Raw genomic sequence first — 20,295 nt, 5'->3', positions numbered from 1 at the left:
GCCCACAAGGCCCTCGCCAAGCGGGGTATGGCAGACTCAGGTAGCATACGATTTACGCGCGTTCGCGACTCCTTCTCCATGAAGCATCCGGGCCCGGAAACCACTTCCGGCGGACACTTCCCACCTACCCTTAGAGTAGACAATTCCTCAAGGGGTTGCCAATCGGTTAGGTTGTCGGCGGCGGAGGGAGAAGAGGTCGCGGACGGGTGCGCGTCACGCCGTTCGAGGAAAGTCCGGGCTCCACAGGGCACGGCGCCGGGTAACGCCCGGGCGTCGCGAGGCGACGGAAAGTGCCACAGAGAGCAGACCGCCGATGGCAGCTTGCGACTCGCAAGGGTCCAGGCGCACAGGCAAGGGTGAAAGGGTGGGGTAAGGGCCCACCGCGTCTCCTGGTGACAGGGACGGCACGGCAAACCCCGCCGGGAGCAAGGCCAAGCAGGAACGAGCGGCGGCCCGTCGCGTTCGAGTTCCGGGTAGGCCGCACGAGGCCTCGGGAAACCGCAGGTCCCAGATAGATGACCTCGCCGCGGGCCTGGCCCGCTGGTAACAGAACCCGGCTTATCTCCCTCCGCCTCACCTCATGCCGCGGCGCCGGGAGCGGTACGGAGAACAGCGATGAGATTCGACATCCTTGAGCACACGCTCGACAACGGGCTACGGGTCGTTCTGCAGCCCGATGCGTCCGCGCCGCTCGTCGCCGTTCACGTCATGTACCACGTGGGATCGAAGAACGAGCGCGCCGGCCGGACCGGCTTCGCGCACCTCTTCGAGCATCTCCTCTTCCAGGGGTCCGAGCACGTGCCGCGCGAGCAGCACTTCAAGCTCGTGCAGGATGCCGGCGGCACGCTCAACGGCACGACGTGGTTCGACCGCACGAACTACTTCGAGACGTTGCCCGCCAACGAACTGGATCTCGGCCTGTGGCTGGAGTCCGACCGCATGGGGTTCTTCAAGCCCGGGATCACCCGGGAGAAGCTCGACAACCAGCGGGAAGTGGTGAAGAACGAGCGGCGGCAGTCGTACGAGAACCGCCCCTACGGCCTCGCGTTCGAGACCCTGCTCGCGCGCGCCTACGACGAGGGACACCCGTACCGCCATCCGACCATCGGCTACATGCCCGACATCGACGCGGCCCGGCTCGAGGACGTGCACGAGTTCTTCGACCTCCACTACGGACCCAACAACGCGACCCTCGTCCTCGTCGGCGACTTCGATCCGGCTGCGGCGCTGGAGCGGGTCGGGGCCTGGTTCGGGGAGATTCCCGCGCGACCCGTGGCGCCGCGGCCGGAGGTCCCCGTGCCGGCGCGCGGCGGAGAGCGGCGCACGCTCCTTCGGGACCGCGTCCAGATGCCCCGCGTGTACCTCATGTACCATTCGCCGTGCTACGCGGACCCCGATTTCGAGGCTGTCGTCATCCTCAACTACCTGCTTGCCGACGGGAACAGTTCCCGCTTCGAGAAGACGCTCGTGTACGAGAAGCAGATGGCGGCGGACGCGACGTCCTTCACCTGGCCGACCGAAAGCGCCGGGATGTGTTTCGTGGTCGCCACCGCCCGCCCGGGCGTCGCGGCCGCCGACCTGGAGACGGAGGTGAGGGACGTCATCGACGATCTGCTCCGCCACGGCGTCGAGGAGGAAGAGATCGAGGGGGCGCGCAACCGGGCCCGGCGCGGGCTCCTGAACGGGCGCGCGGGCTTCGGCGACCGGGCGGACGCGATCGCGCACGCGGCGGTGCTGCGGGGCGACGCCGCCTACGTGAACGACGCGTTCACGCGCTACGGCGCCGTCGCCCGCCCCGACGTGGAGCGCGTGGCCCGCGAGGTGCTCGACCCCCGCGGCCTCACGGTCCTCCACGTCGTGCCCGAGGAGGAGACGCCGTGACGAACCCCCGAGCCGCGACCCCCGACCGCGCCGTGCGCCCGGCGCCGGCCGCCCCGCGCCCGCTTGCGCTTCCGCGCTTCGAGCGGCACACGCTCCCCAACGGCCTCCGCATCGAGCACGCCGAGCGGCGCGGGCTGCCGGAGGTGTCGCTCCACCTCGTCCTTGAGTGCGGTGCGGGCGCCGAACCGCCACGACTCGGCGGTCTCTGCGAGCTCACGGCCCGGCTCCTCACCGCCGGCACCCCCGGCCGGGACGCCATCCAAATGGCGCGCTGGCTCGACCGCCTCGGCGTCGGCTACCGCGCGACGGCCGGCTACGCCGTGGGGGCCGTCTCCATGCACTTCCTGTCGGAGTTGTTCGAGGAGGGGCTCGAGTTCCTCGCCGCCACCATCCTCGATTCCGAGTTTCCGGAGCACGAGGTCGAACGCATCCGCCGCGAGCGCATCGACGAGATCGAACGCCAGGCGGACGACCCCGCGACCGTCGCGGGTCTCGCCACGATCGCCGAACTCTACGGCGACGGCCTGTACGGGCGGCCGGCGGCCGGCACCGGCGCCACCGTGTCGGCGATCGGCCCGGAGGCGGTGCGGGAGTTCCACGCCGCGCGCTACCGGCCCGGCGGGGCCCTCCTCATCGCGTGCGGCGAACTCGACCGCGAACGGCTGCTGTCCGCGGCGGAGGCGCGTTTCGGCGCCTGGAGCGGCGAGACCGCCCCGGTCGCGCCCCCGGACACGCCGGAGGCGCGGGCGAGCGACCTCATCCTCATCGACCGGCCCGGCAGCGCCCAGAGCGAGATTCGCGTCGCGACGGTGGGCGTGCCCCACAACACCGCTGACCATCACGCGATCATCGTGGCCAACGCGATCCTCGGCGGCCTCTTCAACTCCCGGATCAACCTCAATCTGCGTGAGGACAAGGGGTGGACCTACGGGGCGAGATCGAGTTTCCGGTTCCGCCGCGGCGCGGGGCCCTTCATCGCGCGCACGGCCGTCGAGACCGTCCGGACCGGACCCGCGTTCGAGGAGATCCTGCGCGAGATCGAGGCCATGCGCACGGCGCCCGTCACCGCCGACGAAATGACGCTGGCCCGCAACGCCCTCACGCTCTCCCTGCCGCTCCAGTTCGAGACCGCGGTGCAGATCTGCGGGAAGGTGAGCCGTCAGCGCGTATTCGGCCTCCCCGACGATTACTGGAAGACGTACCGCTCCCGCATCGAGGCCGTGACGCCGGAGGAGGTGCAGGAGGTCTGCCGCAGGTACCTCGACCCCGACCGCCTCACGCTCCTCGCCGTCGGCGACGCCGCGACGGCCGCGCCCACCCTGAACGGCTTCGGGCCCGTGGACGTCCGGCCGGCGTCGTGACCGCCTCGTGACCGCACCATGACCGGCGGCGCGCACGAAGGCGCCGGACGCGGCGGCTCGACGGGCCGGGTGGACGGAGAGCGCGCCTACTCAGGCCGCCGGATCCATGTCGACGTGGATCGCGTGCGGTTTCCGGACGGATCCATCGGGCGGCTCGAACTGATCCGCCACTCCGGCGCCGCCGCCGTCGTCGCGCTGGACCTTCCCGACGGGCCGCGCGAGATCGCCGGCGCCGTTCCGCCCGAACCCATCGTCACGCTGGTGCGCCAATACAGGTACGCCGCCGACGGATTCATCTGGGAGGTGCCTGCCGGGAACCTGGAGCCCGGCGAGCCCCCCGAGGTGTGCGCGCTCCGGGAACTGGAAGAGGAGGCGGGACTCCGCGCCGGACGCCTGGAGAAACTGGCCTCCGTACACACGACGCCGGGGTTCACGGACGAGATCATCCACCTCTTCGCGGCGTGGGACCTGGAGGCGGGGGAGACGAGTCACGAGGCGAGCGAGTTCATGGATGTGCATCGGCTGCCTCTCCGCCGTACCATCGAGATGATCGATGCGGGAGAGATCAGCGACGGCAAGACGATCTGCGCGCTGACCCTCGCGGCGCGCTGGGTCGCCCGGCGGATGGATCGAATCGGCGGCGGCGGGGTTTAACACGCCGAATCGCCCGCAAAAGGGAGCCCCGCAAAGGGAGCGGCATGGACACGAAGCCGAACCTCGAGGTATCGAGGCAGTACACGGCGCCGGATGAGATGGCATCGCTCGGGCGCGGAGAGTTGAAGCGCCTCGACGATGCCGAACTCGTCACCCACTACCTGGGGGGGCAGCGCTTCGCGTTCAACGAGATCGCCGACCGCTACCAGGAACGCCTGCTGAACTTCATCTACCGCACCATCGGCGACCGGGACCGGGCCGAGGATCTCGTGCAGGAGACCTTCGTGCGCGTCTACCGGCACCTGCACCGGTTCGACCCCGCGCGGAAGTTCTCGACCTGGATCTACACGATCGCCAGCAACCTGGCGAAGAACGAACTGCGGAACCGCGCGCGCAATCCGCTGGTACTCTTCCATACGCTCCGGAAGAGCTGGGAAGCCGACCACCGGCCGCTCGAATTCGAGGATACGGCCTACCGGCCCGACGATCTGTTCCGCAAGCGGCGTGTGCGCGAACAGGTCGAGGCCGCGGTCGCGGAACTTCCCGAGCATCACCGTGTCGTATTCGTGCTGCGTGAACTGGAAGGGAAGAGCTACGAGGAGATTTCCGAGATCACGGGCGTCACGCTGGGCACCGTGAAGTCGCGCCTCAATCGGGCGCGGAACCGGTTCGCCCGCATCATCGCCCCGATGCTCGATTGAAGTCCCGGGCCCGCGCGGTCCGGCCAACGGAAGGAACGCTGGTGCAATGATGGTTTGTAAAGAGTTTATCGAGCGACATAGCGAATACCTCGACGGTACGCTTGCCGCCGACGAGCGCCGTCGTTTCGACGCGCATCTGAAGGATTGCCGGTCGTGTCGGCGCTACCAGCGGGTCATGACGCGCGGGCTCGCCGTCTGGCGCGCCCTCCCTCGCGTCTCCACCTCTCCGGATTTTCTGCCCCGCCTGCAGCATCGCCTCTACCACGTCGACGAGTCCCCGAGGCGGTCCTGGCGAGGCCAGGTCGGCCGGGCCGCCGCCATCGCCCTGGCGTCGGCGGGGCTCTTCACGCTCGGCGTGTCGAACGGAAGCCAGCCCCTGCTCGTCGAAGTTCAGCTTCCGCCGGTGATGGCGGACGTGCCGGCGGAAACCGTGGCCGAGAGCCAGGGGAGCCGGTTCGCCGACGACCCCTACGTCCCCGACTGGTTCCTCGTACCGTTCGCTCCGGCGCTCGATGACGGAGGCGGGCTGTTCGGTCAGTCGTACGCGGTGCCGATCGCGACGAGCGACGCCATTGTCCTGCCGGTCGAGCGACGCTCCGGCCAACTCGACGAGTCTCGCTGACCCACCCCCGCGGCCCGCGGCACGGGTCCCTCCCGTCGCCGTGAGCGCGCCCCTCGACCCGCGGCTCTCGCGAGCCATGGGCCAGGGTCCCCCGACCGGAGCCTGGTTCCTCCACGGAGACGCCGTCCGCCTGCGGGACGAAGCCGCGCGGCAACTCGTCGAGGCCGCCGTCGATCCCGCCACGCGCGACTTCAACTACGACCAGTTCCACGCCGAGGACGTGACGGACGAGCAGCTCGCCGCCACCCTGGCCATGCCCCCGATGATGGCCGAACGCCGCGTCGTCTTCGTGCGCGACGTCGAGCGACTGGGGACGAAGGCTCGCGCGGTCCTGCAGCGGGTCGCGGCGGCGCCTCCCCCCGACCTCGCCCTCATCGTGACGGCGCGCATCCCCAAGGGGTCGCGTGCGGCCTTCTACCGCGACCTCAGGAAGGTCTGCCGCACACTGGAGTGGACGGCGCCGCGCGCGGCGGAGATCCCCGGCTGGATCCACAACCGGGCGCGGACGCGCTGGAAGCTCGACCTCTCGCCGGCGGCGGCCCAGTGGATCGCGGGAGCCGTCGGGTCGGACCTCTCGACGCTCGATGCCGAACTCGAGAAGCTCGCTTCGCTTCCCGCCGACCGCCGGACCGACGCGGACATCCGCGACATCGTCCCCCGGACGCACCGGATCGATCGCTGGAGCTGGCTGGACCTCGTGGCCTCGCGCGACTACCGGCGCGCCTTGCGCGAGTTGGAAAACGTGCTCACATCGGAACGGGGGGTCGGGCTGGTCGCCGGACTTGTGGAACAGCACCTTCTGCTTGGTCTGGCCCTCGACGCGGGACCCGCCGGCCTGCGAGCCGCCCTGTCGGAGACCGGGCGCGGCTATCTCTCCTGGAAGGCGAACGCCTACGCGAAGCAGGCGAGGGCATGGACCGTACACGAACTCGATCACGCGCTGCGGGCGCTCCACCGCGCCGACCGGCACCTCAAGTCGGGGCGGGGAGACCACGCGGTTCTCGCCGAGATGCTCCTGGAGCTGGGGCGGACGGACAACGTCGCGAGATGACGCGGAGCGGCCGGAGCCGCGGAGGGCGCCCGGGAATTCGGAGCGGCCGCGGGCGGGCGCTGGCGTTTATCGCCGGCACGCTGCCATGGGGGTTTTCCGTCCCCTCCGCCGCGCAGGCCGCGCAAGCCGCCGATCCCGTGGATCTGGACCATCTCGAGGCACGGATCGAGGCCGGGCGGGTCGAAGGCGCGGCGGAGGCGATCGAAAGCTGGCTCGCCACGGAGGCGCGGAATGCGGTTCGCGGCGACGTGCTGCGGGCGCGGTACCTTCGGGCGCGACTCCTTTCCGACCCGGACTCCGCCCGCGCGGAACTCCTCTCCGTCGCCATGGATGGCGGCTCGCGCTACGGATCCCGAGCGTGGCTGCGGCTCGCCCAACTGGACCTGGCGCTCGACGAACCCTCCCGCGCGGCGGCCGATCTCGAACGCCTGCGGTCGGACCATCCGGGGAGCGCCGAGACCGTCGAGTCCTGGTACTGGACCGCGCGGACGTTCGAGGCCCGGGGCCTGATCGATCGGGCGTGCGAGGCGTGGCAGCGGGGGGCGGTGGAGGGCCGGCGCGTCGGCGCCACGGAGATTGCGGGCCTCGCGGAGGCCGCCTCGCTCGGCTGCGCGCCGGGCGCCCCGCGCTTCGCGATACAGGTCGCCGCGTTCTCACGCCGGGATCCGGCGGAGGAGACGCGTGGGCGGCTGGAAGCGGCCGGCTTCTTCTCGCGCGTCGTCGAGTTCGACGGATTGCACCGCGTCCGGCTGGGCCGCTTCGCCCGCCGGGAAGCCGCGGAGAGCCTCGTGCGCCGACTCCGGGATGCGGGCTTCGAGCCCACCGTCATCCCCGTCGTCTCGTGAGGCGATGATGGCCGCGGCCACCCCGGACCCGGCTGGGCACTCGCCGCTCATCCGGCAGTATCTCGACATCAAGTCGCGCCATCCCGATTCGCTCCTCTTCTTCCGGGTCGGCGATTTCTACGAGATGTTCTTCGAGGACGCGGAGGAGGGGAGCGGCCTGCTTGGCCTCACCCTTACGGCGCGCAACAACGGCGGAAAGCGGGACGTCCCCCTGGCGGGCGTTCCCGTGAAGGCCGTGAACGAGTACGTCTCCCGCCTGCTCGAGATGGGGCGCCGCGTGGCGATCTGCGAGCAACTCGAGGATCCGGCCGAGGCCCGGGGGATCGTGAAGAGGGATGTCGTCGAGATCATCACTCCGGGCACCGTCCTCGAGGACAGGCTCCTCGCCGCGGGCCGCAACAACTACGTGGTCGCGATCGCCGGAGACGCCCCGTTCGGGCTCGCCGCGGTCGACCTCTCGACCGGCGAGTTCGAGCTTCGCGAGGTGGCGGCGCCGGATCTCGACGACGAACTCGGGCGAATCGAGCCGGCCGAGATCGTGATCCCCGAGGAGACGGAGGCGCCGGGCGGCCCCTGGCACCTGACCGAGCGGCCCGCCTGGCGCTTCGACGCTTCGCTCGGGGAAGAGCGGCTGCGGGAGTGGTTCGGGGTCGCCTCCTCGACCGGCTTCGGCCTCGACCCCGCGCGCGACCCGCTTCTCCTTGCGGCGAGCGGCGCCCTCCTCGGCTACCTCGACGAGGTGCGGCCGGCCGGCCTCGACCACCTGCGGCCGCCGCGCGTGGACCGAGCCGGGCGCCTCATGTACCTCGACGAGATGACCCGGCGGAACCTCGAACTCGTCGAACCTCTGCGCCCCGGCGAGGGGGCGTCGCTGCTCGCCCTCGTCGACCGAACGCGGACCCCGATGGGAGCGCGCCTGTTGCGACGCCGCCTGCTGCGCCCGCTCGTCGTCCGCGGCGAGATCACGGTCCGCCTCGACGCCGTGCAGGAACTCTTCGAGCGGGCGGAGGAGCGCGAGCGCATCCGGGCCGCGCTCCGCCCCATCCGCGACCTGGAGCGGCTCGCCGCCCGCGTCGCCACCGGTCGGGCGGCGCCCCGCGAACTCCTCGGCCTCGGCCTCTCGCTCGACGCGCTGCCCGGGCTGGCGGCGGCCCTCTCGCCGCTGGAGGCCGGCCGTCTCTCCGAGCTTCGCTCCGGCTTCGATCCGCTCCGGGACGTGGCGGCCCGCATCGATGAAGCCATCGACCCCGATGCCCCCCACGCCCTCAAGGACGGAGGCGTGATCCGGACCGGCTTCTCCGCCGAACTCGACGAAGTGCGCGGGGTGCGCGGCGGCGCGGTCGAATTCATCGCCGGCATGCAGGTGAGGGAGCGCGAGCGCACCGGCATCGACACGCTGAAGATCGGGTTCAACAAGGTGTTCGGGTACTATCTGGAGGTCACCCGCTCGAAGCTCGACCGCGTGCCGGAGGAGTGGACCCGTCGGCAGACGCTCACCAACGCCGAGCGATATCTCACGCCGGAACTCAAGGAGTGGGAAGCGAAGGTCCTCGGGGCCGAAGATGAGATCACCCGGCTCGAGGCGCAGCTCTTCCACACCCTGCGGGACGCCATCGCCGCCGAGGTCGGACGGATTCAGACGACCGCCGCCCTCGTCGCCGAGATCGATTTCCTCGCCTGCCTCGCCGAGGTCGCCGCCGCCGAGGACTACGTGCGGCCGAGGCTCAGCGACGACATCGTCTTCGACATCGAAGCGGGCCGGCACCCCGTCGTTGAGGCCGCCGTCGCGAGGGACACCTTCATCCCGAACGACATGCGACTGGACGAGGAGCGCCGGACCCTGATCGTCACCGGCCCGAACATGGCGGGGAAATCGACCGTCCTGCGCCAGGCGGGACTCATCGCGCTCATGGCGCACATCGGGTCCTTCGTCCCGGCTCGCCGGGCCCACCTCGGGGTATGCGACCGCGTGTTCACGCGCGTGGGCGCGAGCGACAACCTCGCGGCGGGGCAGAGCACCTTCATGGTGGAGATGACGGAGACCGCGACCATCCTGCACGGCGCCACCGAGCGCTCGCTCGTCCTCCTCGACGAGATCGGGCGTGGCACGTCGACGTACGACGGTCTCTCGATCGCGTGGGCGGTGACCGAGCGGTTGCACGAACTCGGAGCGCGCACCGTGTTCGCCACCCACTACCACGAACTTGTCGGCCTCGCGGAGTCGCTGCCGCGCGCGGCGGCGTCCAACGTCGCGGTGCGGGAGACCGGTCAGGACATCGTCTTCCTCTACCGGCTGCAGCCGGGAGGCTCCGACCGATCCTACGGAGTGCACGTCGCGCGGCTGGCCGGGCTGCCCCCCGATGTCGTGGGGCGCGCCGCCCGCATCCTCGGCGTGCTCGAGAGCGGGCCGTGGGGCGCCGGCGGCCGCGGCGCCGCGCTCGCCGAGGCCGGGATGGGGCAACTCTCCCTCTTCGAGGCCGCCGCCCCGGGCCCGGAGGGCCGCCAGGCGCCATCCGGCGCGCCCGGTGACGATGAGAGCGCGGACATCGCCGCCGCCCGCGCGGTGCTCGACAAGCTGGCCGCGCTCGAACTCGATGGGATGACGCCGCTCGAAGCTCTGAACACGCTCGCCGAGTGGAAGGCGTTCGGCGATGCCTAGCGGCCCCCGGCGGCACCCCGCGTCCGGGGTCCTTGCGGTTATCGCCGCGCTTGCGGTCGCCGCGGCCACCGGGTGCGCGGACGATCCGGGCCCCGAGGTCGGCGCGCTTCGCGTGGACCAGCTTCGCGAAGGCGGCCTCGTGTGGCCCGTGCTCGAGACCCCGTCATCCCCCGCGTTCCCCTATCCGGCCGAGGCCCTCGAGGAAGGCGCGGGCGGAGAGATCCTCCTCCGCATTCGGATCTCGGCCTCCGGACGCGTCGACTCGGTCGCGGTCGTCACGTCCTCGGGACATGCGATCCTCGACTCGGCCGCGGTGGAGGGCGCCCGCCTCCTCCGGTACCGGCCCGCGCGGCACGGCGGCGCCCCCACCGCCATCTGGGCGCGACTCCCCATCAGCTATCCCGTGCCGGTGTCCGGTGGCTGAGGCCCGTCTGCGCGTTGGCGTGCTCTTCGGCGGCGAGTCCCCGGAGCACGAAGTATCGCTGCGCTCGGCGAAGAACGTCATCGAGGCGATCGACCGCGAGCGCTGCGACATCGTGCTCATCGGGATCGACCGCCGCGGCCGCTGGCACCTCGCCGACGAATCGCGCTTTCTCCGGCACGCCTCGGACCCGCGGCGCATCCGCCTCCCGGACGCGCCGGTCAGGCTCGCCCTGACGCCCGGCCGCCGCCCCCGGATCGTACCCGTCGCCCCCGCCGAACCCGCCGAACCCCGCGATCCCGGCGAGCGCGAGGGCGCCGGCGAGGGACGTCTGGAGCCAGCCGAGTTGCCGGAACTCGACGTCATCTTTCCCGTCCTGCACGGTCCCTTCGGCGAGGACGGCACCGTGCAGGGGCTGCTGCGGCTCGCGCACCTCCCCTTCGTCGGGCCGGGCATCCTCGGCTCGGCCGTGTGCATGGACAAAGACGTGGCCAAGCGGCTGCTGCGCGACGCGGGCCTCCCCGTCGCGCCCTTCATCACCGTCCTCTCCCGGCGCGGGGCCCCCTCGTGGGACGAGGCCGTGGCCGCCCTCGACGTCCCGATCTTCGTCAAGCCGGCGAACATGGGATCGTCGGTCGGCGTTTCGAAGGTCGAGACGGATCCCGAATACCGGCGGGCGCTCGACGAGGCCTTCTCCTTCGACACCAAGGTGCTCCTCGAACGGACGATCCGGGGCCGGGAGATCGAGCTCTCCGTACTCGGGAACGAGGCGCCGGAGGCCTCGGTCCCGGGGGAGATCGCCCCCACGCACGCCTTCTACTCCTACGAAGCGAAATACCTGGATCAGGGCGGCGCGGACCTGCTCATCCCGGCGGACCTCGACGCCGAGACGACGGCGCGGGCGCAGGAGATCGCCGCCCGCGCCTTCCGCGTGCTATGCTGCGAGGGGATGGCGCGCGTCGACCTTTTCCTCACGACGGAGGCTTGCGGCCCGCTCCCGGCGGGTTCACTGGTGGTGAACGAGATCAACACGCTCCCGGGCTTCACCCGGATCAGCATGTACCCCAAGCTCTGGGAGGCGAGCGGCGTGCCCTATCCGGAACTCATCGACCGTCTGCTGCGGCTGGCGATCGAGCGCGCGGAGCGCGACGAGCGGCTCGCCTCCGCCATCGACCTCCAGGGCGACGGCGAGGCGGGCGCGGGATGATGAGACGGTCCGCGTACCAGACCGGCGGGGTCCGCTTCGGCCACGGCTTCCCGATGAGCCGCTGGGTGCTGCGCCTCATGATCGCGAACTTCGCGATCTTTCTCCTCATGGCGATGCGGATCGTGCCCATCGGAGCGGTCGACTGGCTCGGCTTCGCCGTCCCGGGCTTCCTCACGCGCCCCTGGACCATCGTCACCTACATGTTCGTGCACGGCGGCTTCATGCACGTGCTCATGAACATGCTCGCCCTCTTCTTCTTCGGCCCGCCGCTCGAACAGAAGTGGGGCACCCGGTTCTTCCTCCGCTTCTATCTCGTGACCGGCCTCGGGGCGGCGGCCTTCTCCGTCCTGCTCTACTCGCTCACCGGCCCGACGATCATGGTGGGGGCTTCGGGCGCCATCTTCGGCATCCTCGTGGCCTTCGCCCTCAACTGGCCGGACGCGAAGATCTACCTCTATTTCGTCTTTCCCGTGCCGGCGAAGTGGTTCGTGGCCGCGCTCGGTGCCTTCACCCTCCTCTCGACCGTACAGGGGTCGGCCGACGGCGTGGCGCACTGGGCGCACCTCGGCGGCCTCGTGACCGGGTTCGTCTATCTCCGATACGGAGAACGCATCGGCCGCCTCGCCAACAGCGTCTTCTACAAGGAACGGCCGGCAGCCCCGCGCAGAAAGGCGCGGCGCGCCGCACCGCCGCCGGACCCCACCCCTCGCCGGCGCCGCCCCCGGGCGGACGGGGATTCCCTCGATGAGGTGGACCGGATCCTCGACAAGATCCGCGCGAGCGGCATGGACTCCCTCTCGGCGCGCGAACGCGCCTTCCTCGACGAGGTGAGCCGGCAGTACCAGGAGACACAGGGCACGCGGAAGAAGACCCGCACCCACTAGGTCGCACGCGCCAGGTCGCACACACTGGCCCGCACACACCGGGCAGCCCGCGCCAGCGGCCCGGCTGGAGTTTTCCGCCGCCGGTTTCTACAATGTCCGCCCCGCGCGACCCCCCGGCCGGGGAGCGTCACGCACGGAACGGCCCGTGGCCGTAGCAAAGCGCCTGTCGCGGGCCGCCAGCCCCGGTGTCATCCCAGGCAGAAGAGTACGGGAGGTGTACATGGCGTCTGCCGCCTCGGAATATCAAACGCGGAACCTTCGCAACGTCGTCCTCTTCGGGCACGGAGGAGCCGGAAAGACGACGCTCGTGGACTCGATGTGCTACATCGCCGGCGGGACCACCCGGAAGGGCGATGTCCAGAAGGGAAACGCGCTCACCGACTTCACGCCGGAAGAGACCGGCCACAAGATCTCGATCAACCTCTCCGTCGCCCACGCCGTCCGGAACGGCGTGCGGATCAACCTCATCGACACCCCCGGCTACCTGGACTTCCTGGGCGAAGTCGTGGCGGGAATCCGCGTGGCGGACGCCGGTATCTGCGTCATCGATGCGATCTCCGGCGTTGAAGTGGGGACGGAGAAGACCTGGGCCGCCGCAGACGCCGCGAGCCTCCCGCGGGCCGTCTTCGTCTCGATGATGGACCGGGACAACGCGGACTTCCGCAACACGCTCGGTCAGATCCGCGACGAACTCACCGCCGCGGCGATGCCGGTCCACGTCCCCATCGGAGCGGGTGCCGATTTCAGCGGCTTCGTCGACCTCCTCACGATGAAGGCCCACACCTCCAGGGGCGGGGACAGGGGCGCGACCGACGTCGCCGAGGCGTCCGCCGATGTCGCGTCGGAGGTGGAGGACCTCAGGGAGGAACTCATCGAGGCGATCGTGTCGGGGGATGACGACCTGCTGGAAGCCTATTTCGAGGGAGAGGAACTCGATCCCGGCCGGCTCGCCGAGGTGTTCGCGGAGGCGATCCGCTCCGGCGACATCGTCCCCGTGTTCTGCGGCTCGTGCCAGACGAGCGCGGGCGTGCCGGCCCTCATGGACCGCATCGTGGAGCTCTTCCCCTCGCCCGACCGCGCCGCGCCCCGGACGGCGCGCGACGGAAGCGGCGAAGTGTCGCTCGATCCGGGAGCCGCGTCGCCCACGGCGGCGCTCGTCTTCAAGACGACGTCCGAACCCCACGTCGGCGACCTGAGCTATTTCCGCGTCTTCTCCGGCCGCATCGCGAACGGCGTCACGCTCGCGAACCCCGACCGGTCCGCGAGCGAGCGCATCGCGCACCTCGCGATTCCGCACGGGTCGCGCCGCATCGACGTCGAGGCGCTGAACCCCGGCGACATCGGGGTCGTGACCAAGCTCAAGGACACGCACACCGGCGACACCCTCTGCGACAGCGGGAGCCAGCTCTCCTTCGGCGGCATCGAGTGGCCCCGGCCCGACCTCTCGCTCGCGGTCACGGCCCGCACGCGAGCCGACGAGGACAAGATCGGCAGCGGCCTGGCGAAGCTGCACGAGGAGGACCCGACCTTCTCCTCCGGCTACGATCCCGAGCGCGGACAGACGATCATCCGCGGACTGGGGGAGATCCACCTCAACATCTCGCTGGAGAAGATGACCCGGAAGTACGGGGTCAACGTGGACACGCACCAGCCGAACATCGCCTACCGCGAGACGATCACGAAGACGGCGGAGGGGCAGGGGCGCCACAAGAAGCAGTCGGGCGGGCGCGGGCAGTTCGGCGACTGCCACATCCGGCTCAGCCCGTTGCCGCGCGGGGAAGGGTACAAGTTCGTCGACTCCATCAAGGGCGGCGTGATCCCGACGAAGTTCGTCCCGGCCGTGGGGAAGGGGATCGGGCAGGCCTCGGACCGGGGCGTCCTCGCCGGCTACCCGCTCGTCGACTTCCAGGCCGAGTGCTACGACGGATCGCACCACTCCGTGGACAGCTCGGACATCGCCTTCCAGATCGCGGGATCCATCGCCTTCCAGAAGGTGGCGCGGGACGCGAACCCCGTGATCCTCGAGCCGATCATGGAGGTCGAGGTCGAGACGCCCGAGGAGTACATGGGCGAGGTGATGGGAGACCTCAACCAGCGGCGGGGGCGCGTGCTCGGCATGGACTCGAAGGGGCGGCGTCAGGTCGTGAAGGCCCACGTCCCCCAGGCCGAACTCTACAAGTATTCCGCCGCGCTGCGCTCCCTGACGCACGGTAAGGCGACGCACACGCGCAGCCTGGCTGCGTACGAGCAGGTTCCTCCGCATGTTCAGGAGAAGGTGATCGCCGAGTCGCAGCGCGACGACGACTAGCAAGACGAGCGGGCGGTAGCCGGTGGCAGGCCATTCGAAGTGGTCGAAGATCAAGCGCCAGAAGGCGGTGACCGACCAGGCGAAGGGGAAACTGTTCTCCAAGCTCGGTCGCGAAATCGCCGTGGCGGCGCGGGAAGGCGGAGGAGATCCCGACTTCAATCCGCGCCTGCGGACCGCGATCGACAACGCGAAGAGCCAGCGAATGCCGGCCGACAACATCGATCGCGCGGTGCGGCGCGGGACGGGGGACCTGCCGGGCGCGAGCTTCGAGGAGGTCACGCACGAGGGCTACGCGCCGGGCGGCGCGGCCCTCTACCTCGAGTGCCTCACGGACAACCCCCGGCGCACGCTGGCCGAACTCCGGCACCTGCTCGACAAGCGCGGCGGCAACCTGGGCCAGAGCGGGTCCGTCGCGTGGATGTTCGAACGCAAGGGCCAGATCCTCGTGTCCTCCGACGAGTGCGATGAGGACGAGGCGCTCGATGCGGCGCTCGAGGCGGGGGCGGAGAACTTCGAGTCCGAGGACGGAGTGTACGTGGTCACGACGACGGCGCCCGACTTCCACGACGTCCTCGGCGCGTTGCGCGACGGCGGGCTTCCTGTCGCGGAAGCCGAACTCGCGATGGTGCCCAGCAACACGGTGAAACTGGAGGGGCGCGAAGCGGAGAAGGTGCTCGCCGTCCTGCACGCGCTCGACGAGCACGACGACGTGCTGAAGGTGAACACGAACGTGGATCTGGAGGAGGCGGAGGGGGCGGGCTGATCAGCTCCCTGAAGGTGCTGGGCGTCGACCCCGGCACGCGGGCGACCGGTTACGGCTTCGTCGAAGGGCGCCGCCCGGAAGGGAGTGCGCATCGCCTCATCGAGTGCGGCGTCGTGCGGCCGCGCGGAGAGGACCTCTCCTCGCGTCTCGTGGACATCCACACGGCGGCGCTCGAGCTCATCGACCGGCTCGAGCCGACGTGCGTGGCGATCGAGGCCGCCTTTCACGGACGGAACGCGCGCACGGCGCTCGTGCTCGGGCACGCGCGCGGCGTCCTCGTGCTCGCGGCGGCGCTCCGGGGTCTGCCGGTGCACGAGTACGCGCCGCGCGAAGTCAAGAAGCGCGTCGTGGGGACGGGCGCCGCGAGCAAGGAGCAGGTCGGTTTCATGGTCAAGCACCATCTGCGGCTCGGCGAGCCGCCGCGTCCGGCGGATGCGGCGGACGGCTGCGCGGTCGCGCTCTGTCACCTCCTCGGGGGACCGATCCGGTGAGCCGGGTGCAACGGAGATTCCCGTGATCCGGCGCCTCCGGGGCGAACTCGTCGGGCGCGCGGAGGGCCTCGTCGAGGTCCTCACGGGAGACGGCGTCGGCTACGAGATCGGCGTACCGCTCGGGCTCGCCGGACGGCTTCCGCCCGAGGGATCCGAGGTCGAACTGCACACCGTCCTCGTCGTTCGCGACGACGCCTTCGAGCTGTTCGGTTTCGAGACCGCGCGCGATCGCGAACTCTTCCAGCGGCTCCGCGTCCCGAGCGGCGTGGGTCCCCGGCTCGCGCTTGCGATCCTGGGCGCCCTGCGGCCCGAGCGCGTCGTTCGCGCGATCCGGGCCAAGGACCACCGCACGCTCCAGACCGTGAGCGGCGTGGGCAAGAAGACCGCCGAGCGCATCGTGATCGAACTCACGGACAAGCTCGACGACCTCGGCGACATGGGCGACGACCCCGTGTCGGGCGATGGGGTCGCCGCGGCGGCCGTGCAGGCGCTGCGCGGGCTCGGCTACCCGCGCTCCCAGAGCGAGAACGCCGTCAGCCGCGCCCTGCAGGGACTCGCGCAGGCCGGGGACCCCGACGTCGGCGCCGAGGAACTCGTGCGCCGCGCGCTGCAGCACGTATGACGGCGCCGGGGCCGCCGGGCCGATCGGGCGACACGCGGAAGGCGGGCGACGCCGGCGACACGGGCGCCGGAGGCGGGGCTCGGCCGCGCACGGAGGTCACGACGCCCGAGGTGCTCGAGAGCGACGAGCGTCCAGACGCCTCGCTGCGCCCGCAGCGGCTCGACGAGTTCATCGGCCAGGCGCGCGTCAAGGAGAGCCTCTCCGTGTTCGTGGAGGCGGCGCTCGGCCGCGAGGAAGCGCTCGACCACACCCTCTTCTACGGCCCGCCGGGCCTCGGGAAGACGACGCTCGCCCTGCTCCTCGCCGGGGAACTCGGGGTCGGGATCAAGCTCACCTCCGGCCCCGTGCTCGAGAAGCCGGGCGACCTCGCGGGCCTGCTCACGAACCTCCCGCCGCGCGGGATCCTCTTCATCGACGAGATCCACCGTCTCCGGCCCGTGATCGAGGAGTTCCTCTATCCGGCGATGGAGGACTATCGCATCGAAATCCGACTCGGCGACGGACCTCGCGTGGAGACCTTCTCGATGAAGCTCGAGCGCTTCACGCTCGTGGGCGCGACGACCCGTTTCGGGCTCCTGACCGCCCCCATGCGCGCGCGCTTCGGCGTCGTCGAGCGCCTCGGCTACTACCCGCCGGCGGAACTCGCGCGCATCGTCACCCGCTCCGCGGGCCTCCTCGACATCCCGATCACGTCCGGCGGGGCGGAGGAGATCGCCCGCCGCGCGCGCGGCACCCCCCGAATCGCGAACCGCCTCCTGCGCCGCGTCCGCGACTACGCGCAGGTGCGGAGCGACGGCACGATCGATTCCGGGACGGCCGAGAAGGGCCTCACGCTGCTCAACGTCGACGAGTACGGCCTCGACGAGATGGACGCGCGCGTCCTGAAGGCGATCATCGAGACCTTCGAGGGCGGGCCGGTCGGACTCGCCTCCCTCGCCGTCGCGGTGGGCGAGGACGCGGGGACGCTCGAGGAGGTCTACGAGCCGTACCTGATCCAGAACGGGTACATGCAGCGCACGGCCCGCGGCCGCGTGGCCACCCGGAAGGCGTACGAGCGCTTCGGCTACGCCCTCCCGAGCGACCGGGAGGGGTCGGAGGGCGGGGCACAGGGTGCGCTGTTCGGCGATGACGGATGAGCGGGCGGGCCGGACGGAGGCGTACGACTACGAGTTGCCCGCCGAGCTGATCGCGGCCCGGCCGGCCGCGCGGCGCGACGCCAGCCGCCTCCTCGTGCTCGACCGGGCGCGGGGCCGCTTCACGGACGCCCCCTTTCCCGCGCTGCTCGAGCGGCTCTCCGCCGGCGATGCCGTCGTCGTCAACGACAGCCGCGTCTTCCCGGCCCGGCTGCTGGGCCGCAAGCCGACCGGCGCCCGGGCCGAGATCCTCCTCGTCCGCCCCGAGTCCGAGTCCGAGTCCGGCGCGCTCCCGCCCTTTGCCCCCTTCAACGAAGCGGACACCCGCCTCTGGCGCGCCATGGTCCGCCCCGGCGGCAAGCTCAAGCCCGGCCGCACCGTGGACATCGCCGACGGGTTCGCGGTCGAGATCCTCGACTCCGCCTCCGACGGCACCCGTCTCGTGCGGCTGGCCGGCGACGGCGACCCGTGGAGCCTGATCCAGCGCCACGGCCGCGTGCCCCTTCCTCCATACATCGTCCGCGACGACACAGGCGGCGAGCGGGACGGGCGCGACGACGCCGAGGACCGGGAGCGCTACCAGACCGTGTACTCGGAGCCGTCGGGGAGCGTCGCCGCGCCGACGGCGGGACTTCATTTCACCCGGGAGATGCTCGCGGCGGTCGAGGCCCGCGGCGTCCGTCTCGTGTCCCTCACCCTTCACGTCGGGTTCGGCACCTTCCGTCCCGTGACCGCGGACCGGATCGACGAGCACGAGGTCGCCCCCGAGGCGTACAGCTTCTCCTCCTCCGCGGCGGAGGCGCTGAACGCGACGCGGGCGCGGGGCGGGCGCGTGTTCGCCGTCGGCACGACCTCCTGCCGCGTGCTGGAAACGGTCGCCCAGGGCGGCGGCCCCGCGGCGGGCGGCGGCCCCGCGGCGGGGGGCGGCCCCACGGCGGAGGGCGACGTCTCGGCGGGCGGGCCCTTCGCGCCGGGGCGGGGATGGACGAACCTCTTCATCCGTCCCCCCTACACCTTCCGCGCGGTGGACGCCCTGGTGACGAACTTCCACCTTCCACGCTCCAGCCTGATCATGCTCGTCGCGGCGTTCGCGGGCCGCGAACGCACGCTCGAAGCCTACGCGCACGCGATCCGGGAGCGATACCGCTTCTACTCCTACGGCGACGCGATGCTCATCACATGAGACGGATGCCCGAGACGGATGCCGTGACCGCGCCCGCGGACGAGGGGGGCTTCCGCGTCGAGGGGACGAGCGGGCGGGCGCGCGCCGCGACGCTCCGCCTGTCGCGCGGCACGATCCACACCCCGTGCTTCATGCCGGTCGGGACGCTGGGGACGGTGAAGTCGCTCACCCCCGGCGAGCTGCGCGCCGCGGGAGTCGAGGTCCTGCTCGGGAACGCCTATCACCTCTACCTGAGGCCGGGCACGCGCGTGCTCGAAGGACTCGGCGGACTCCACCGGTTCATGGGATGGGACGGCCCCATCCTCACCGATTCGGGGGGGTTCCAGGTCTTCTCGCTCGCGCGCATCAACCGGATCGACGACGAGGGCGTCACCTTCCGCAGCCATCTCGATGGGAGCCTGCACCGGCTCACGCCGGAACTCTCGATGGAGATCCAGGCCGCGATCGGCTCCGACATCCGCATGGCGTTCGACGAATGTCCCCCCGGGGAGGCCTCCCCCGAGGCCGCGCGGACCGCGGTCGAACGCACGCTCGCGTGGCTGGCGCGGTGCCGGGCGAGCCACGAAGCCCATCGGGAGGCGCCTGCCGGAGGGAACGGGCTCCTCTTTCCCATCATCCAGGGCGCCTCCTACGACGACCTTCGCCTCGAATCCGTCGAACGCACGCTCGCCCTGGGCGAGTGGCCGGGGGTCGGGATCGGCGGACTCTCCGTGGGCGAGGAGAAGGAGGTCACGCACCGCGTCCTCGATGCGATCGAACCCGCCCTTCCCCCCGACCGGCCCCGCTACCTCATGGGCGTCGGCTATCCCGACGACGTCATCGAGGCGGTGCGGCGCGGCGTGGACATGTTCGACTGCGTGGCGCCGACCCGGAACGGGCGCAACGGCACCGCGTTCACGGCCCAGGGCCGCCTCAACATCAAGGGCGCCCGCTTCGCATCCGACCCCGCGCCGCTCGACGAGACGTGCGACGGGCCCTGCTGCACCGACTACAGCCGCGCGTACCTGCGGCACCTCTTCGTGAGCAACGAACTGCTCGGCCTGCGGCTCCTCTCGCTGCACAACGTGCGCTTCCTGATCCGATTGACTTCACAGGCGCGCGCGGCGATCCTCCGGGGCGAATACGACCGTTGGGCCGACGACTGGCTCGCCACCTACCGGCGCGGGTTCCCGCGCCCCGGGACCGAAGAAGAAGGTGAGGACGGACCATGCTGATGCTGAACCTCATGGCCTCTCCCGAGGGAGGGACGGCGAATCCGGCCGCCACCATGATGATGATGTTCGGATTCATCGCCATCTTCTACTTCATCTTCTTCCGTCCGCAGCGGAAGCAGCAGAAGGAACACCAGGAGATGGTCAAGAACCTGAAGCGGGGGGACAAGGTCTCGACGATCGGCGGCATCGTGGGCGAGATCGTGCACATCACGAACGACATCGTCACGATCAAGAGCGGCGACACCCGGGTCGAGGTCGAGCGCTCGAAGATCGGCAGAGTCAACTAGCCGCCGCC

The 20,295-nt window shown here is 70.9% G+C and carries 19 protein-coding genes and 1 other RNA gene; all 20 read left to right on the top strand.

Annotation, left to right across the window (positions count from 1 at the left end; translation table 11 throughout):
• The first annotated feature begins 180 nt into the window (after positions 1-180).
• The 20 genes from rnpB (at position 181) to yajC (ending at position 20,287) form a co-directional block, all read left to right on the top strand.
• Positions 181-576, top strand: an RNA gene (gene rnpB / locus OXN85_10770) — RNase P RNA component class A.
• 39 nt (positions 577-615) lie between these two features.
• Complete coding sequence (locus tag OXN85_10765; GenBank protein MCY3600437.1) at positions 616-1,881, top strand: pitrilysin family protein; 1,266 nt, start codon at positions 616-618, stop codon at positions 1,879-1,881.
• Positions 1,878-3,242: a pitrilysin family protein gene (locus OXN85_10760; GenBank protein ID MCY3600436.1), complete on the top strand. Its 1,365-nt coding sequence runs from the start codon at positions 1,878-1,880 to the stop codon at positions 3,240-3,242. The genes OXN85_10765 and OXN85_10760 overlap by 4 nt, the downstream gene beginning before the upstream one ends.
• Before the next feature lie 18 nt (positions 3,243-3,260).
• Positions 3,261-3,896, top strand: a complete 636-nt coding sequence (locus OXN85_10755) for an NUDIX hydrolase (GenBank protein MCY3600435.1) — start codon at positions 3,261-3,263, stop codon at positions 3,894-3,896.
• 44 nt (positions 3,897-3,940) lie between these two features.
• Positions 3,941-4,597, top strand: a complete 657-nt coding sequence (locus OXN85_10750; protein MCY3600434.1) for a sigma-70 family RNA polymerase sigma factor — start codon at positions 3,941-3,943, stop codon at positions 4,595-4,597.
• Positions 4,598-4,772: 175 nt separating this feature from the next.
• Positions 4,773-5,219, top strand: a complete 447-nt coding sequence (locus OXN85_10745; GenBank protein MCY3600433.1) for a hypothetical protein — start codon at positions 4,773-4,775, stop codon at positions 5,217-5,219.
• Between the two features lie 40 nt (positions 5,220-5,259).
• The gene (gene holA, locus OXN85_10740; GenBank protein ID MCY3600432.1) at positions 5,260-6,270 is read left to right on the top strand and encodes a DNA polymerase III subunit delta; all 1,011 of its coding nucleotides are present in this window, start codon (positions 5,260-5,262) and stop codon (positions 6,268-6,270) included.
• Positions 6,267-7,115 (top strand): SPOR domain-containing protein, encoded by an 849-nt coding sequence (locus OXN85_10735; protein ID MCY3600431.1) that lies wholly within the window; start codon positions 6,267-6,269, stop codon positions 7,113-7,115. The genes holA and OXN85_10735 overlap by 4 nt, the downstream gene beginning before the upstream one ends.
• Before the next feature lie 4 nt (positions 7,116-7,119).
• Positions 7,120-9,774, top strand: a complete 2,655-nt coding sequence (mutS, locus tag OXN85_10730) for a DNA mismatch repair protein MutS (GenBank protein MCY3600430.1) — start codon at positions 7,120-7,122, stop codon at positions 9,772-9,774.
• Positions 9,767-10,198 carry an energy transducer TonB gene (locus OXN85_10725; protein MCY3600429.1) on the top strand — a complete coding sequence of 144 codons (432 nt, stop codon included), beginning with the start codon at positions 9,767-9,769 and terminating at the stop codon, positions 10,196-10,198. The genes mutS and OXN85_10725 overlap by 8 nt, the downstream gene beginning before the upstream one ends.
• Positions 10,191-11,402, top strand: a complete 1,212-nt coding sequence (gene ddlA / locus OXN85_10720) for a D-alanine--D-alanine ligase (GenBank protein ID MCY3600428.1) — start codon at positions 10,191-10,193, stop codon at positions 11,400-11,402. The genes OXN85_10725 and ddlA overlap by 8 nt, the downstream gene beginning before the upstream one ends.
• Positions 11,399-12,286, top strand: coding sequence for a rhomboid family intramembrane serine protease (locus tag OXN85_10715; GenBank protein ID MCY3600427.1), 888 nt, complete (start codon positions 11,399-11,401; stop codon positions 12,284-12,286). The genes ddlA and OXN85_10715 overlap by 4 nt, the downstream gene beginning before the upstream one ends.
• A 220-nt stretch (positions 12,287-12,506) precedes the next feature.
• Positions 12,507-14,594, top strand: coding sequence for an elongation factor G (gene fusA, locus OXN85_10710; GenBank protein ID MCY3600426.1), 2,088 nt, complete (start codon positions 12,507-12,509; stop codon positions 14,592-14,594).
• A 22-nt stretch (positions 14,595-14,616) separates the two neighbouring features.
• Complete coding sequence (locus tag OXN85_10705; protein ID MCY3600425.1) at positions 14,617-15,357, top strand: YebC/PmpR family DNA-binding transcriptional regulator; 741 nt, start codon at positions 14,617-14,619, stop codon at positions 15,355-15,357.
• A 14-nt stretch (positions 15,358-15,371) separates the two neighbouring features.
• Positions 15,372-15,848 carry a crossover junction endodeoxyribonuclease RuvC gene (ruvC, locus tag OXN85_10700; protein MCY3600424.1) on the top strand — a complete coding sequence of 159 codons (477 nt, stop codon included), beginning with the start codon at positions 15,372-15,374 and terminating at the stop codon, positions 15,846-15,848.
• A gap of 22 nt (positions 15,849-15,870) precedes the next feature.
• Positions 15,871-16,470 carry a Holliday junction branch migration protein RuvA gene (gene ruvA / locus OXN85_10695; GenBank protein MCY3600423.1) on the top strand — a complete coding sequence of 200 codons (600 nt, stop codon included), beginning with the start codon at positions 15,871-15,873 and terminating at the stop codon, positions 16,468-16,470.
• On the top strand, positions 16,467-17,606 hold the full coding sequence (gene ruvB, locus OXN85_10690; GenBank protein MCY3600422.1) for a Holliday junction branch migration DNA helicase RuvB: 1,140 nt from the start codon (positions 16,467-16,469) through the stop codon (positions 17,604-17,606). The genes ruvA and ruvB overlap by 4 nt, the downstream gene beginning before the upstream one ends.
• A complete protein-coding gene (gene queA / locus OXN85_10685; protein ID MCY3600421.1) occupies positions 17,596-18,786 on the top strand; it encodes a tRNA preQ1(34) S-adenosylmethionine ribosyltransferase-isomerase QueA in 1,191 nt (396 codons plus the stop codon). The genes ruvB and queA overlap by 11 nt, the downstream gene beginning before the upstream one ends.
• Positions 18,783-20,000 carry a tRNA guanosine(34) transglycosylase Tgt gene (gene tgt, locus OXN85_10680; protein ID MCY3600420.1) on the top strand — a complete coding sequence of 406 codons (1,218 nt, stop codon included), beginning with the start codon at positions 18,783-18,785 and terminating at the stop codon, positions 19,998-20,000. The genes queA and tgt overlap by 4 nt, the downstream gene beginning before the upstream one ends.
• Entirely contained in the window at positions 19,994-20,287 is a 294-nt protein-coding gene (gene yajC, locus OXN85_10675) for a preprotein translocase subunit YajC (GenBank protein ID MCY3600419.1), read from the top strand. Before tgt ends, yajC begins: the two co-directional genes overlap by 7 nt.
• The last annotated feature ends 8 nt before the right edge of the window (positions 20,288-20,295 follow it).

It is taken from the genome of Candidatus Palauibacter australiensis, from assembly GCA_026705295.1.
Lineage (GTDB): Bacteria > Gemmatimonadota > Gemmatimonadetes > Palauibacterales > Palauibacteraceae > Palauibacter > Palauibacter australiensis.
Note: the sequence above shows the minus strand (reverse complement) of the source record. Positions and strands in the feature narration are given on the sequence as shown.